Genomic DNA, 14,876 nt, shown 5'->3' with positions numbered 1-14,876 from the left:
GTTTAAAGTCTATCTTTTAAATAAGAAGAAGTTATCAGTTTACAGTATATCGGTTACCAGGAAATAATTATAATTGGTGCTTGTAATCCAAGTGTATAGATTTTGTAAGTGCTCAAATACAAATGGTGAACATAGGCCTATGTTCACCATCTGAAAGCCATACTAGATGACTAATTTGTTGTTATGGTCTGGAAACACAAGTTTTGGTTTGTGTTCTTTTGCTTCATCAGGTGTCATGATCGCATAAGCAATGATGATAGCAATGTCGCCTACCTGCGCTCTACGAGCTGCAGCCCCGTTGAGACAAACTGTACCAGAACCTCTTTCTCCTGTGATAACGTAGGTTTCGAAACGCTCACCATTGTTGTTGTTCACAATCTGAACTTTTTCATTTTCGATAAGCCCTGCAGCATCCATCAAATCTTCGTCGATTGTAACGCTACCTACATAATTTAGCTCCGCTTGCGTGATTTTAACACGATGGAGCTTTGATTTCATGACATGAATAAACATGACTTTGTAGTTAAAATTTGCAAATATTTTGAGTATGTAACAAAGTACAAGCCTCAATAATTGCACAAAGATAGTTTATGTAAATAGTTATTTGGCAATTACATAGACTAATTCTTAATAGATTGAAAGCTTAGTCTATGTCAAAAAACTAGATAATAATGTTGTCAATTAGGCGAGTTTTGCCCAAAAATGCGGCAATACATAGGGCTATTTTTCCTCCTCCAGAATTTTGAGATAGGGTGCCATGGAATGGTTGGAGCGTATCAAAATCAGATATTTCAAAATACTCCAGCTCAATACCCTCTATATTTTTAAGAAATTCGGCAAGTTCGGTTTTTACTTCAGATACCTTTTTATCTTGTAATAAGCTAGCCTTTGCGTAGTTTAAGGCTTGGTACAAAAATGGCGCAATAGCACGCTGTTCTGGACTAAGATTTCTGTTTCGAGACGACATCGCTAAACCGTCTTCTTCTCTTTGAGTTGGGCAAATTACTAATTCCAAATGAAAGCTTAGTTCATTGACCATACACGAAATTACTGCGCATTGTTGTAAATCTTTCTGTCCAAAAAATGCTTTGTCGGGCTGAACAATGTGAAATAATTTTGAAACAACAATACCTACGCCATTGAAATGCCCAGGTCTAAATGCACCTTCCATAACGGTTTCTAAAGCACCAAAATCGAACTTCATCGTCGGTAATTTGGGGTACATTTCTTCTGCTGGTGGGGCGAAAAGAATATCGCATCCTGCAGTATCCAGCATTTGGCTGTCGGCCTCGAGGGTGCGTGGATACACCGCCAAGTCATGAGCATTGTTGAACTGCGTAGGATTGACAAAAATACTACATACGACTATATCAGACTGGGCTTTTGCTTGATTGATAAGAGAGATATGTCCTTGATGCAGAGCACCCATAGTAGGAACAAACCCCACTGTCAGACCTTGATTACGAAGTTGCTTGAGATGTTCCTGTAAAACGGAGATTTGATGAAATACTAACATCCTGTTTTTGTTTTAGTTAGTCTATAAAATCGAATGCCAACTATTGCAAAAGTTGGGTCGTTTGCGTGATGAAGATGGCAAAAAACGTTCAAAACTACAGGGTTCTTTTACATTCTTCGCAAAATGATTGTGGAATTTCCGTATTTTTTTTATATTTTTGCATAATTTTTTTAGAAATCTGTGCTTGTTTTTTGTTATCGTTAGTTGGTTGTAAACAAGGTTTGAGCGATTAATAGGAGATAAAACGCTCGTTGCAACGCTTGTTAAATTTTACACCAGTTAACACTTTTTAACAACTACTAAGCTCCTAACTACGACAACAATGTCTAAATTGCGTATCCTTTACGTTGCCAGCGAAGTTGACCCATTCCTTTCTACTACTCAGGTAGCTGATTTTGTAAGAAAATTGCCAGCGGCCATGCAAGAAAAGGGAATGGAGATAAGAATCTTGGTGCCAAGATTTGGGTTGATCAATGAACGTAAAAACCGTCTTCATGAGGTAGTAAGATTATCGGGCTTCACCGTTCCAGTGGGTGATGATGATAAGCCTGTGACCATAAAAGTAGCTAGCTTGCCATCGGCAAAGTTGCAGGTGTATTTTATTGATAACGAAGATTACTTCCAACGTAAGACTGTTTTCACAGACAAAGAAGACAACTTTTATTCGGACAATGACGAGCGAGCAATATTCTTTTGCAAAGGCTCGTTAGAAACCGTAAAGAAATTAAGATGGGCTCCTGATATTGTGCACTGCAATGATTGGATGACGTCACTTGTACCGTTGTATTTAAAGACAACTTACAAGAACGATCCAATGTTCAAAGATGCTAAAGTCGTATTCTCAGTTTATAATAGTGCTTTTTCTCACAAATTTGAAGCTACAAGCTTGTACGAAAAAGTAAAATTGATGGACATTGAGGATACTATGCTTGACAGCCTCAAAACGGCTGACTATGCTGGCTTTATCAAAATTGGAGCAGAGTATGCCGATATTGTGATTACCTCAGAAGAAGAAGTTACGGAGAAATTTAACACAATTGTTGATGAATTACCAGACAAAAAAATCGAGTTTGTTCCTGAAGAAAATATCGAGAGCTACTACAACCTTTACACAGATTTGGCAAGTGCGTAACCTTTGGGTTCTCCTTGTTGGTGCTTTCTTGATGGCCTGTGATGATCCTGAAGAAATTGGTACAGAGCTTTTCGGTCAAGATATTGGTTTAGCTTATACCGATACTTTGACGGTAGATGCCTCAACAATTCAATTGGACTCGATGCAGACATCTGGTATTCCATCGGTGTTTGTTGGAAGTATGAGTCATCCAGTTTTTGGAGACTATACAGCTAAGACTTTCTTTCAGCCTACTAACATTGATACAATCAAAATTGATACTGCTGGAACTAATGCCTATAAAGCTTCTTTAGTAGAGTCAGTGGATTCACTTGCCCTTTATTTGGTATTTCGTCGTGTAGCGGGTGATACAACAAAGGCACAGACGTTTAAGGTTCATAGAGTTAAAAGTACAGCAACTCCAACCGTAAGTAAGGTTTATAATACAGGTGATGCCTTGCCTGAATATGATCCAACTCCATTGGCAACAGTGACAAGAAATCCATTGAAGCCAATCAGAAATGCAAATTCTACTTCTGAAGATACTTCAAAGTATAATTACGTTAAAGTACCTCTGCCAATGGCTTTGGCAAAGGAGATTTTTGCACAACGTAATTTGTCTAGTGCTAATGCTGTAGTATATGACAAATTTAAAGATATTGTCAAAGGGTTTGTTTTGGTAAGTGAAAGTAGTCAAAATGCAGCACTTTCATATTTTTCTGTAGGGCAAAGTATGATGGATCTTTCATACCATTACACTTATACTTACCGCAAAACAACTGGGGTGGATACTACAGTAAGTGTCAATAAAACCACTTCATTCTACTTTAGTAACGGAACAGCGTCAACGGGTGAGCAGAATGTAAGATGGACTAATGTGACAGTTAATAGAAAAGGAGCTTTGGCAAACCTCAAAAAACCTGCTGATGCACTCAAATCTTCTGACGCAGGTGGTTATGTATATATGGATAATATTTCGGGTTTAGCTGTAAAGTTGAGATTCCCGACTTTGTTGCAGTTGAAAAATAACAAAAATGTAGCGATCAATAAAGCTGAATTAGTCCTTGAGCCAGATCAACCACTTTCTGGTTTTTCACGAATCACTAATTTGGTTGCGATTCAGGAAAATGGCGCTAATCGCCCATTACGTTATACCTCAACCAATGGTTTTGTATATGCAAACAGTGAGACTCAAATCGCCTCGTATGCTACCAAAGACAATACTTATACCTTTAATGTTACCTCTGCCTTACAGAATATCTTATCAGGAAGAGCTACTACTAATGGGTGGATTTTGACACCAACTTGGATTGGCTTAGCCTCAAGTTCATCAACTTCGGTGTCGGTATTATCTAGTTCAAGAATCGTTGCAGTAGAACCAGTTCAAGCGGTATTCAATGCTAAGAATATCAAACTGAAAGTTTACTATACACATATTTCAAAGTAATAGTTGGCAAAATTTTTGCTACTCATTTAAAGCGGAGTACTCATGTAATGAGTGCTCCGCTTTCTTTTTTACAGTAATATATTGCCGTATTTTTTTGCCAAAAATCATGTTGGTTAAGGCAATTTGATTATTTTTACGCATCAAACACAAGAGTAAAGCAACTATAATCAATCAAATTTTTAAACTATAATCATTATACTATGTGTGGAATTGTAGCCTATGTTGGGCATCGTGAAGCCGCACCTTTGATTCTCAAAGGTTTAAAACGTTTGGAATACCGTGGATATGACAGTGCTGGTATAGCCTTGTTGAACGGTGCGTTGAATGTTTACAAGAAAAAAGGTAAGGTAAAGGATTTGGAGGAGACTATTGCCCATGAAACACTCCAAAGTACGATTGGGATTGGTCACACGCGTTGGGCTACACATGGTGAACCAAATGATCGTAATGCTCACCCGCATTATTCTGCAAGCAAGAATCTAGCAATTATTCATAATGGTATTATTGAAAACTATAGCTCTATCAAGAAAAACTTGATGAAAAAAGGGCATGAGTTTCACTCTGATACCGACTCTGAAGTATTTGTACATTTTGTAGAGGATATTCAGATCAATGCTGGATGTACCTTGGAAGAGGCTGTTCGTTTGGCGATGAAGGAAGTAGTTGGAGCATACGCCATCGTGGTTATGGATGCGACTAATCCGACTCAATTAATTGCTGCTCGTAAAGGTTCTCCGTTGGTGATTGGCGTAGGAGAAGGCGAATTTTTCTTTGCTTCTGATGCGACTCCAATTATTGAATATACTCATGAAATGATTTACCTAAACGACTACGAAATTGCAGTAGTTCGTGATGGTGAATTAACAGTAAAAAATATCGATAATGCCCTACAATCTCCTTATATCCAAACGGTAGAGTTAGAACTCGAAGCTATCGAAAAAGGAGGATATGAGCATTTCATGCTAAAAGAAATTTTTGAACAACCACGTTCGGTGGCTGACTGTCTTCGTGGTCGAGTAAATGCAGATAATGGGCACTTGGTATTGGGTGGTTTACGTGAATATACCGATAAGCTAGCTAAGGCTAAACGCATTGTAATTGTGGCTTGTGGCACGTCGTGGCATGCTGGTTTAGTTGCTGAATATCTCTTTGAAGAATTGGCGCGTATCAATGTTGAAGTAGAATATGCCTCAGAATTTAGATACCGTAATCCAATTATCAAAGAAGGTGATTTTGTAATTGCGATTTCACAGTCTGGCGAAACTGCTGATACCTTAGCCGCTATTGAATTGGCTAAGTCAAAAGGAGCTACTATTATTGGGGTATGTAATGTAGTAGGTTCGTCGATTCCTCGTGCTACTCATGCGGGCGCCTATACGCATGCTGGACCTGAAATTGGTGTTGCATCAACTAAAGCTTTTACCGCTCAAGTGATAGTTTTGACCCAAATGGCTATTGCTATTGCGCGCAAAAAAGGCTCTTTACATGAAGATACATTTAGAAGATTGTTGTTTGAGTTAGAACGTATTCCTCAAAAAATCGAGACGGTATTACAGAGTGACGGCAAAATCAAGGAGATTGCAGAGAAGTTTAAAGATGCTCGTAACTTCATTTATTTGGGTCGTGGCTATAACTTCCCAGTGGCTTTGGAAGGCGCTTTAAAATTGAAAGAGATTTCTTACATTCATGCAGAGGGTTATCCTGCGGCTGAAATGAAGCACGGACCAATTGCTTTGATTGATGCCGAAATGCCAGTGGTATTTATTGCTACTAAAGATAGCTCTTACGACAAAGTAGTTTCGAATATCCAAGAAGTAAAAGCTCGTAAAGGTCAGGTGATTGCCATTGTAACGGAAGGAGATAAGTTAATCCCAACGATGGCAGATTATGTAGTTGAAATCCCTGCGATGCATGAGGCTTTGATTCCATTGGTATCGGTAATTCCTTTGCAATTGCTTTCGTATCATATTGCCGTAATGCGTGGTTGTAATGTTGACCAGCCTCGTAACCTTGCCAAGTCGGTAACGGTAGAGTAGGTGTTCGTGCTGAATGATGAGTTGTGAATTTTGAATAATCAATTTATTCTTAATATAGATTTTATTGCTCAGCTATAAGATAAGCCCTTCGTAAAAATGCGAAGGGCTTTTTTATGCTTTTATCAAGTCAGTAAAGGCTACAAGGCTGGTAATTTATGGGTATTTTGTTCTGTTTTTACTAAACTTTTATCAACAATATGAAAAAATATCTTTTACTATTAGCTTGTTGCCTTATTTCAATTTTTGGGAGTTATTCACAATCAAAAGCGGATATAGAGGTTTTAAGGAATACTATTTGGAAAACTGAAAATCTGGGAAATGGTCTTGTTTGGGAATATTATCATTTTAATCAAAAAGAACTATTTCAATCCAATCAAAGTATTCATATTTTAAGGACAAAGCTTAAGAATAAATCCGTAAAGTTTGCCTTTGGTTCTGCCGATATTCATCATAAAGATTCTGATACTACTAGAAAATTACTCAAAACAAGCTTGATAGCCGCTACAAACAACGCTTTGGTGGCTGTGAATGGGGGATTTTTTAACACTAAAAAAGGAGGAGCGGTCGACCTAATCAAAATAGATGGAAAGGCCTTGGACACAGCAACCTACAATTCTCGTAAAGCATTGCCTGACCATAGTCGTTCGGCAATTGTAATTCATCACAATAAGATTTCTATCGTAAAAGGAGATACCTTACCATTTTGGGAGAAAAAACTTGCTGAAGAAAATATCATGGTAACAGGACCTTTATTGTTATTTAATGGCAAAGAAGAACCTTTGAAAAATAATGCTTTTACCAATAATCGACATCCTCGTACTTGTGCTTGTATTACCAAAACCAAGGAAGTTTTATTGATTACAGTAGACGGACGCAATGCTGAGGCGCAGGGAATGAGTTTGCAAGAGTTAACTTTTTTAACAAAAAACCTTGGATGTAAAAATGCTATTAATCTCGATGGGGGAGGCTCGACAACGATGTATATCAAGAATAAACCTGATAATGGAGTCGTAAATTTCCCTTCTGATAATAAACTATTCGACCATTTTGGTGAGCGAAGTGTCAGTAATATTCTGATGATTTTACCTAAATGAAAAAGGGTGAGAAAATACATCTCACCCTTTATTGTGTACACATCTGTCTTAATTAAAAAGTTAGTAGGCAAAATGAAATTAATTCTACCCGCAATATGCCGTAAGCTAAAAGAATAAAAGTGCGTTTAATAAAATCATAAATGCATTTTTTGCCTAATGCCTATAGCTTAAAGCATTTTATACTTATCTATTGACCAATACACTAGCTGTGGGTGCATATTTGGTCGGATTTTTTGCATCTGTTGTTACCATTCCTCTTACATAAACCGTATAGCATTTGCCTGGCACAACCAACGTTTGATTGACTGTTGCGGTAGTTACCAACGCTACGCCTCCCGAAACCTTTGTAATAAATGGTACAGTAATCGTACCAGATAAGAAATTATCGATAGGAACTGTGTAAAAAGTATTGTCGGCATTTTTGTAAGCAATATTTGTCGCAATAGTCTGCCCATTTACCGTAAAATCAATCGTTGTAGAGTTAGACACTAAGTTCAATACTCGCACATAGATATTCTTACCATTGGCAGCAGGGAATTTGTCTTCTAAGGCTACCGCCGAATAATTGGGTGAAACCCCTGTCGCAAATACTGAATAATACTTCCCATCTTCAAGATTTACATTGGCTGTAAGTCCTACAGCATTATTCAAAGAAGGAATAACTACTCCAACTTTGGTTGCGCCTGCTGGATAAGTAGCATATTCCGCCGTGAGAGGAAAGGCGTTACCATAAGTAAGCAAATTTGGTGCCGCAGGAGGCGTTGTGTTCACTCCTGAAAACTTTTTATCATTCAAATAAATATCTACCCCCGCAACATCAGGTGCAGCATGAATAAATTTAAGGCGACTACCCGTTGCTGGAAGAATATTTTGAAAAGAATCGGCTTGTTCACCACAGGCTGCGAGTCCGAAGATGCTAGTAGCGAGGGTTAATATTGATAAAAATCTTTTGTAAGTCATTTTTGTAAAATTTAGGAGAAAATACTCTCTATTTTTAAAAAAATATTTAGCAATGTAGGAGAGTGTTTTGCACTGGTACGATAGGATAAATCACTATCTTTTCCATAGGATCAATGATATTACTCGCAATGCTACATTTTATTCAGTCTTTGTAAACCACTGTTCATACGTGTGATAATCAGGGTTATTTCCACCTAATTTATCCAAAGAAGCTCTGTTCCATACGTATTCTGAGTTGTAACGTGGGCGTACGCGTTGAGCAGGTTTGCCGTTGTTTTCAGTTGCCAAAGTTCTTGGTAATGTAAACCCTGTATAAACATTAGCATCGTATTTATATCTACGAAGGTCAACCCAAGTTTCTACGTTTCCGTGGGCATACAAGGCGATGAATTTTTGGCACATGATATCACTCAAGGTTAAATCCGCACCTGTTTGCTTAACGGCTTTACTTGCTAAGAAAGTAGCTTTATCCGTTGCAGATACTCCCACAAAATCCATGTGAGCCGAGATAGCATTTTTATAGGCAGCCAAGGCTGTAGCTTTGTCACCTTTCTTGAATGCTGCTTCAGCTTTGATAAACTGAATTTCTGCATAAGTAATGATCGGGAAAGCCGCATCATCTTTGTAAATATATTTTCCTTTGGTTACATCGACTGGTGATTTGCCTACCAATGCTGAAGGAGCTACTCCCCAAAGAATAGGAACACGCTTAGGGTTGTCGACTGGCGTAGCATTAGGGTCAACACTACCAGGCGTTACGCCTCTATACACTCCATCAACACAAGCGGTAAACATCAATGGTAAGCGAGGGTCAACTACACCATTGAAAACACGACCATCCAATAAACTGATACTAAAGTCTGTTTGACGGTACGATTGCATGTTATCACGAAGTGGTCCAAAGAAGTTGGCATCAGCTGTACTCGAACCACGGTGAGGCACCATAAAGTTGTCGGCATTGGACGACATAGCTTTGTCACAATATTCGATAACCTTATCTGGATTGTATGAGCCTTTGTTACTGATGTGGTTGGCATTACGAGCTAAGTTAGCATATACAAACTTTTTCCATTTATCCACATTACCACCATATACTTTATCGCCTCTTACTAATGAACCTACGCCATCGCCAGTTTTATTGAGATTATCTAGTGCTTCTTGACTCAAGCGACGAACTTCTTCATAAATCAAATCCTGAGAATCATAATCGAAAACATAACGGTTAGGTTCAAAGGCTTGTTTCAATACCATTTCGCAATGCCAGTCGGTAGTACTTTGCCACGACCATGCACGAATTGCTTTGGCGGCTCCAACGTAATCCCATTTTTGCTTGGCTACACCATCTGCAACAATCAAATCAATATTTTGACCAATAGACCAGTAATGAGAACGCCATTTTTCACCGCCAGCATCCGAACCAGATGCATAGCTATGTAAATCCCATGTATTCGCTGCGGCTGAAGAAGCCCAAACCTGTGAGTATTGACCTGCATAACGACCATCAAATTGTTCGCCACGAACCATTTGAGATACAATAGGAGGGAGGAGTGCATAACCTTCTGCAACTTGTGGGTTGCTTGGGTCTTCGTTGATATTGAGATAATCTTGGCAACTACTCATCATAAGTGCTGTAGCTGCAAGAAATATATAGGATGATACTTTTTTCATGTCTTTCTTTTGTTTTAACTGAATTTTAAATAAAAACAGATTTCAATTAGAACGTTACGTTGATACCAGTACTGAATGTGCGAGGCAAAGAAACTGTACCAAAGTCGATACCAGCAGCACCAACACCCAACGAAGTGGCAGTAGTACCGTTTACACTTGGGTCAGCACCTGTGTAGTTGGTAATCAAGAATAATTCAGTGCCACGAACGAAAATAGAGGCGTTTTTAACCCATTTCACATTAGCCAAAACTTTTGATGGAAGTGAATAAGATAAGCTTACATCACGCATACGAAGCCAGTTGATACTGTGTTCAACAAAATCTGATTCAGCCAATGAACTATAGAAGGCTTGGTTGGTACTGGTACTTGGTGTAATTTGAACCGTGTTTGGCGTTGGGTTATCTGTATTTTCGTAGCCATCTCTTAATACACCTTTGTAGATAATTGGCGTGTTGCGGTCAAGTGTTTTGGTACTCAAACCACGCTCGTACAACCACATGGCATTACCGTTAAACACATCTCCACCTTTACGAATATCCAACAAGAATGAAAGATTGATAGACTTATAAGTAAATGAGTTTCTTAAACCAATAGAGAAGTCTGGATTACGGTCACCAATTGGTAAGAAGTTGGTATTTTTGATAGGTAAACCCGTAGCTGGGTTAATCAAAATATCACCTCTCTTATTACGCAAATAGCTATATCCGCCAATTGCCGTTGCCGAACCAGCCCATTGCTGATAATAGCTTAGATTATCTACAGTAGGGAAGTATTTCGACAAATCTCCAACAAAAGCACTCGCACGAGCATTGTTGTATAACCATGTATCCGAATTGTAATATTCCGCTACGTCAGCTGGAAGATTTTTTACATCTGTCGTAAACTTCGAGAAGTTGACATTGACATCCCAAGAGAAGTTAGACGTTTTTACAGGAGAACCTGATAGTTGTACTTCAACACCCTTGTTGGAGAATGTACCACCGTTCAACAAAGCGAAGATAAAACCTGTGGCATAACTCAAACGTTGTGTTACGATTTGGTCAGAACGTTCGTTCGAATAGAAGGCTGCATCTACATTCAGACGACCTTTGAAGAAACGTAATTCAGCACCTACTTCCATACCAACACCTCTTTCTGGTTTTAAGTTAGGGTTACCGCCGTAGAAACCATAAGCAAAACCACCATCTGTTGTAGTTTGTGGTGTAAGCGTCGACTTGATTTTGTATGGCGTAGCTGGGTCTTTACCTGTTTGGGCATAAGACGCACGAAGTTTACCAAACGAAAGGAATCCTAGATCTTTGAAAGCAGGCAATTCTGTAAAGACAAAACTAGCACTTACAGAAGGATAGAAATAGTCATATCTGGTAGCACCATACAAAGCTGATGACCAGTCATTTCTGCCAGTTGCTTTTAAGTAAAGAATGTCTTTGTAGTTCAAATCTAAGCTAGCAAAAACACTTTGTAAACGTTTCTGCTGAATCGTTACTTTTCCTCTTTGCGTTGTTACGTCGGTATTATTGATACTGTTAAATTCTGGCAAATAGAGTTTTTCACCATACGACGCATTTACTTCAGATTTATCATCTTGGAAAGATGTACCCACGAGAATAGACCCGTCGATGTCACCAATTTTCTTTTTAGCCGTAGCAATAAAGTTTCCGTTAAAGATTCTACCTACATCTATCGCATTGTCGATATAACCTTTTGCTGCAATACCGTTGGCAGCAGCTACTGCACTCGAACCACTTCCCGATTCTGGATGAATCAATAAATTAAGGAAAGTAGTATAGGTATCCACACCGAAGCGACCAGTTACATTTAACCAAGGCTTGATGTCAGCCGAAAGAGCAATATTTTCGATCATACGAAGGGTTCGCTCCTTGTTTTGGTTTTTATATAAGCTAAAGTAAGGATTATCTAATTCAGAGTTGTCAGCTGGAACCAAACGGCGTCTTGTACCGTCTATGTTCAGGTAATTACGCATATCGTCGTTGGCAGGCCAGCCCAGAGCACTTAAATACATACCGTTTGCACCTCTGTAGGCTTTGGTAATATCCGAATTGGTTAGGGCAAATGAGTTTGTTACTGTTACACCTTTAGCAATTTCGGCACTACCTGTCAATTTGGTTTGAAACTGTTTCATACCCGTAGTAGGTACAACACCCGACTGGTCAGTATAGGCAGCAGAGAAACGATAAGTGATTTTTTGTCCACCTTCAACACTCAAGTTATGACGTTGCGTAGTTCCTGTTTGAAAGAAGTTTCCTACGTTATCATAGAGTTGTGTATTAGTACCTTCTGCGTATTTTGGCCCACGATAGGCTGTTGCGGTTGGGTCAATTACACCATACGAACCTCTACCATATACTTTCTGAGTTTCGACAAAACGATATATATTCGAAAAGTCAAAAGAGTTGCTGTAATTTACTCTTGTTGCTCCTTTTGAACCTTTTTTAGTGGTAATCATAATTACCCCCGACGAACCTTCTGAACCATAAAGCGCTGCTGCTTCAAGACCCTTCAGAACAGTAATGCTTTCAATATCATTGGGGTTAATATCTGCAATACGGTTCATGTAGTCATTGGCACGGTTTGGACCGTCAGATACCAAGCCACCTTGAGAGAACGTATTGTTACTTACGGGTAAACCATCAATTACGTACAAAGGGGAGTTGCTACCACCAATAGACGTAGCACCACGAAGTTGTACTTGTGCCGATGCACCTGGTAAACCTGTTGTTGGCGTCATCGTAAGACCAGCCACACGACCTTGCATTGCCATCAGGAAGTTGCTGCGACCTGTGTTCGAAATTTCCTCACCTTTTACATCTTGTACCGAGTAACCTAAGGCTCTTTTTTCTTGCTTAATTCCTAAGGCTGTTACCACTACCTCGTCAAGTGCAGAGGTCATCGATTTTAAGGATACATCGATTTTTGATTGTTTTCCTACCTTAATTTCTTGTTTTTCAAAACCTAAAAAACTAAAAACCAAGATAGTGTTGTCAGTTACCGAAATCTTAAACGTACCGTCTTCGCTGGTGGTTGCTCCCTTAGAAGTACCTTTGATACTAATACTTACACCTGCTAAACTTGCGTTGTCTTCGGCATTTGTAACTTTTCCTGTTACCTGTCTGTCTTGGCCATAACTCAATTGCACTGTTCCTACCACAATGCACATGAGAAGCCATGTGAGTTTGTTGAGTAATATTTGTTTCATAAATAAAATTGGTTGTTGTTGATTTGAAAAGACATTGTGTATGGTTTATGTGAAAAAACGGAATGACAGTACTTTTCTAGTGCGCTGAGAATGCTACTAGAAACTACCAACTAGAGAAATGAAACAAGAATAGAAAAGACAAACCGAAGGTGGTGTATAATCAGTTAAATAGAGGTAAGTAAAATGTTATTCAATTGTATGTTGTCTATCTGAAAGTGCTTAAAGTCAGTTGATTAAGTGCTTAGGATGAGACTAAAATAAAACTAACAATTCTTTTACTTAAAATGAATACATCCATAGGTTTGAGTACACTGAATGTTGGTACTGATAGTGTTTAGAATGATTTGTTTATAAAAAAATAAAAATTATAATATTCACTCAAACTTAACATTCGTAATTCAATGCAATAGATCTCAGGTCTTTTTCATTCAAAACAGTGAAAAGGGCAAGCGGAGGCTTACCCCTTTCTGTTTTGTTATTTAGTTGTGTTGATTAAAGGTAAAATGGTTTAATTGTCAGGATTACTCGGTGTTGAAGGGTTGTTCAAACGTTCGGTATTTGGATAAGGGTAATAATTGCGAGAGCGCTCAGCACTCGTACCTTTGTCAAATCCTGGACGTGCAAATCTTCTTGAATCTTCTAGATCCAAACCAGACATATATAATTCGATACGACGATTTCTGTAAATTTCGGTCAATACCGCATCTTGTGTATTGGCACCCGAATACGCCGTTAAGCCAGCCCCAAGTCCCCAAGCATCGGTAGTTTTGGTCAATACTTTGTTCAATTCAACTACAGCATTGGTCAAGTCATTTTTTCTTGCATAAGCTTCCGCCTTAATCAAGCTTATTTCACCTGGTAAATACACTGGAATCGAGATAGTATTGGCTGTAAAAAATCCTTTTCCACGATATACTCCTTGTACTGGAGTGCGTGAACTGAAGTAAAAATCAATGCGTTTGTCGGCTGTGTTAGGTGCCAAATTGGCAGGCAAACCCATATTCAAATCCAATGGCTGATACACGTTGATATTACTCAATGCTGTTTCGAAAATAGGGTTACGACTTTGGTCATCAAACTTATATTCTGACTTTTTGGTAAGGTCTACTTTATTTGCAAGTTCAATGGCTTTATCATTGTTTCCCAACATTAAATAATATCTTGAAGCCAAGGCATAAGCTGTATTTACATAGTCGATTCCTCCAACAATTCTGTTAGTAAAGGTCGTAGGAGCGGTAGTTGTAGCCACAGCGCTCGCTGCTGATTCTAAGAGTGTTACAGCTTCTTGTAAAACCTCTTGACGAGTATTAAATGCTGCATTTTCAGAAACTTTCACTGGTGCTTTTTCAAAGAACTGCGCTAATGTACCTAAAGAAATAGCCTTGAAAATTGAAGCGTGTGCCGAGATATAGGCTTTCAAAGCAGGGTCATTTACTTTTGATACATTGTTCAAAATCAAATCAGCGTTAGCTTTTACTAGATTGGATTGCTCCCAAAGGTTTTTGACAACGCCGTTGGTTTCAGTAACATTGGCACCGCCTTTTTGTAAGAAATCTTCATCGGCATTACCAGCGTTGAGTACCGTAAGAGACTTTGTCGTCAAACCTGCCGCCGTAACTGAAGCGTAAACTGGACTAGTACGAGACACCGTAAAACGATATTGTAAACCATTACACAAGGCAATTAAGCCATTTGGGTCGTTTACTACTTGTGTTTCACTGGCCGAACTTGGGTTGAGATATTCGCTCTGACAACCCGTAAGTCCTAAGGTCAGTGCTAATCCCAAAATTGATAGTTTATTGAAATATTTTTTCATACCTATAAAGG

Annotated in this window: 10 protein-coding genes; 4 read left to right on the top strand and 6 right to left on the bottom strand. The window is 38.7% G+C overall.

What is annotated here, in order from left to right:
- Window positions 1-162: 162 nt before the first annotated feature.
- Both panD and panC read right to left on the bottom strand, forming a co-directional pair.
- Complete coding sequence (gene panD / locus GVN22_RS18795; protein ID WP_166552554.1) at window positions 163-513, bottom strand: aspartate 1-decarboxylase; 351 nt, start codon at window positions 511-513, stop codon at window positions 163-165.
- Window positions 514-661: 148 nt separating this feature from the next.
- On the bottom strand, window positions 662-1,516 hold the full coding sequence (panC, locus tag GVN22_RS18790; protein WP_166552553.1) for a pantoate--beta-alanine ligase: 855 nt from the start codon (window positions 1,514-1,516) through the stop codon (window positions 662-664).
- 322 nt (window positions 1,517-1,838) lie between these two features.
- Between panC and GVN22_RS18785 the strand changes: the two genes are divergently transcribed.
- The 4 genes from GVN22_RS18785 to GVN22_RS18770 all read left to right on the top strand — a co-directional run bounded on the left by GVN22_RS18785 (window position 1,839) and on the right by GVN22_RS18770 (window position 7,204).
- Entirely contained in the window at window positions 1,839-2,648 is an 810-nt protein-coding gene (locus GVN22_RS18785) for a glycogen/starch synthase (RefSeq protein ID WP_166552552.1), read from the top strand.
- Entirely contained in the window at window positions 2,560-4,074 is a 1,515-nt protein-coding gene (locus tag GVN22_RS18780) for a DUF4270 family protein (RefSeq protein WP_166552551.1), read from the top strand. The genes GVN22_RS18785 and GVN22_RS18780 overlap by 89 nt, the downstream gene beginning before the upstream one ends.
- 200 nt (window positions 4,075-4,274) lie before the next feature.
- Complete coding sequence (gene glmS / locus GVN22_RS18775; RefSeq protein ID WP_166552550.1) at window positions 4,275-6,110, top strand: glutamine--fructose-6-phosphate transaminase (isomerizing); 1,836 nt, start codon at window positions 4,275-4,277, stop codon at window positions 6,108-6,110.
- A 197-nt stretch (window positions 6,111-6,307) separates the two neighbouring features.
- Window positions 6,308-7,204: a phosphodiester glycosidase family protein gene (locus tag GVN22_RS18770; RefSeq protein ID WP_166552549.1), complete on the top strand. Its 897-nt coding sequence runs from the start codon at window positions 6,308-6,310 to the stop codon at window positions 7,202-7,204.
- 183 nt (window positions 7,205-7,387) lie between these two features.
- On the opposite strand, the gene GVN22_RS18765 is transcribed toward GVN22_RS18770, so the two are convergent.
- The 4 genes from GVN22_RS18765 to GVN22_RS18750 all read right to left on the bottom strand — a co-directional run bounded on the left by GVN22_RS18765 (window position 7,388) and on the right by GVN22_RS18750 (window position 14,865).
- Complete coding sequence (locus GVN22_RS18765) at window positions 7,388-8,164, bottom strand: DUF4397 domain-containing protein (RefSeq protein WP_166552548.1); 777 nt, start codon at window positions 8,162-8,164, stop codon at window positions 7,388-7,390.
- A gap of 138 nt (window positions 8,165-8,302) precedes the next feature.
- A complete protein-coding gene (locus GVN22_RS18760) occupies window positions 8,303-9,832 on the bottom strand; it encodes a SusD/RagB family nutrient-binding outer membrane lipoprotein (RefSeq protein WP_166552547.1) in 1,530 nt (509 codons plus the stop codon).
- Window positions 9,833-9,878: 46 nt separating this feature from the next.
- The gene (locus tag GVN22_RS18755; RefSeq protein ID WP_205690959.1) at window positions 9,879-13,049 is read right to left on the bottom strand and encodes a SusC/RagA family TonB-linked outer membrane protein; all 3,171 of its coding nucleotides are present in this window, start codon (window positions 13,047-13,049) and stop codon (window positions 9,879-9,881) included.
- A 508-nt stretch (window positions 13,050-13,557) separates the two neighbouring features.
- Window positions 13,558-14,865 carry a RagB/SusD family nutrient uptake outer membrane protein gene (locus GVN22_RS18750; RefSeq protein ID WP_166552546.1) on the bottom strand — a complete coding sequence of 436 codons (1,308 nt, stop codon included), beginning with the start codon at window positions 14,863-14,865 and terminating at the stop codon, window positions 13,558-13,560.
- Window positions 14,866-14,876: the final 11 nt, after the last annotated feature.

The sequence above is a fragment of the Cellulophaga sp. BC115SP genome, assembly GCF_009905545.1.
Lineage (GTDB): Bacteria > Bacteroidota > Bacteroidia > Cytophagales > Spirosomataceae > Flectobacillus > Flectobacillus rivi.
The sequence above is the reverse complement of the archived record's forward strand: the minus strand, read 5'-3'. Positions and strand labels throughout refer to the sequence as shown.

What these genes read in the sequence shown, in the direction of transcription:
- panD (WP_166552554.1), bottom strand. Translation starts at nt 513, where the DNA reads ATGTTTATTCATGTCATGAAATCAAAGCTCCATCGTGTTAAAATCACG.
- panC (WP_166552553.1), bottom strand. Translation starts at nt 1,516, where the DNA reads ATGTTAGTATTTCATCAAATCTCCGTTTTACAGGAACATCTCAAGCAA.
- GVN22_RS18785 (WP_166552552.1), top strand. Translation starts at nt 1,839, where the DNA reads ATGTCTAAATTGCGTATCCTTTACGTTGCCAGCGAAGTTGACCCATTC.
- GVN22_RS18780 (WP_166552551.1), top strand. Translation starts at nt 2,560, where the DNA reads ATGAATTACCAGACAAAAAAATCGAGTTTGTTCCTGAAGAAAATATCG.
- glmS (WP_166552550.1), top strand. Translation starts at nt 4,275, where the DNA reads ATGTGTGGAATTGTAGCCTATGTTGGGCATCGTGAAGCCGCACCTTTG.
- GVN22_RS18770 (WP_166552549.1), top strand. Translation starts at nt 6,308, where the DNA reads ATGAAAAAATATCTTTTACTATTAGCTTGTTGCCTTATTTCAATTTTT.
- GVN22_RS18765 (WP_166552548.1), bottom strand. Translation starts at nt 8,164, where the DNA reads ATGACTTACAAAAGATTTTTATCAATATTAACCCTCGCTACTAGCATC.
- GVN22_RS18760 (WP_166552547.1), bottom strand. Translation starts at nt 9,832, where the DNA reads ATGAAAAAAGTATCATCCTATATATTTCTTGCAGCTACAGCACTTATG.
- GVN22_RS18755 (WP_205690959.1), bottom strand. Translation starts at nt 13,049, where the DNA reads ATGAAACAAATATTACTCAACAAACTCACATGGCTTCTCATGTGCATT.
- GVN22_RS18750 (WP_166552546.1), bottom strand. Translation starts at nt 14,865, where the DNA reads ATGAAAAAATATTTCAATAAACTATCAATTTTGGGATTAGCACTGACC.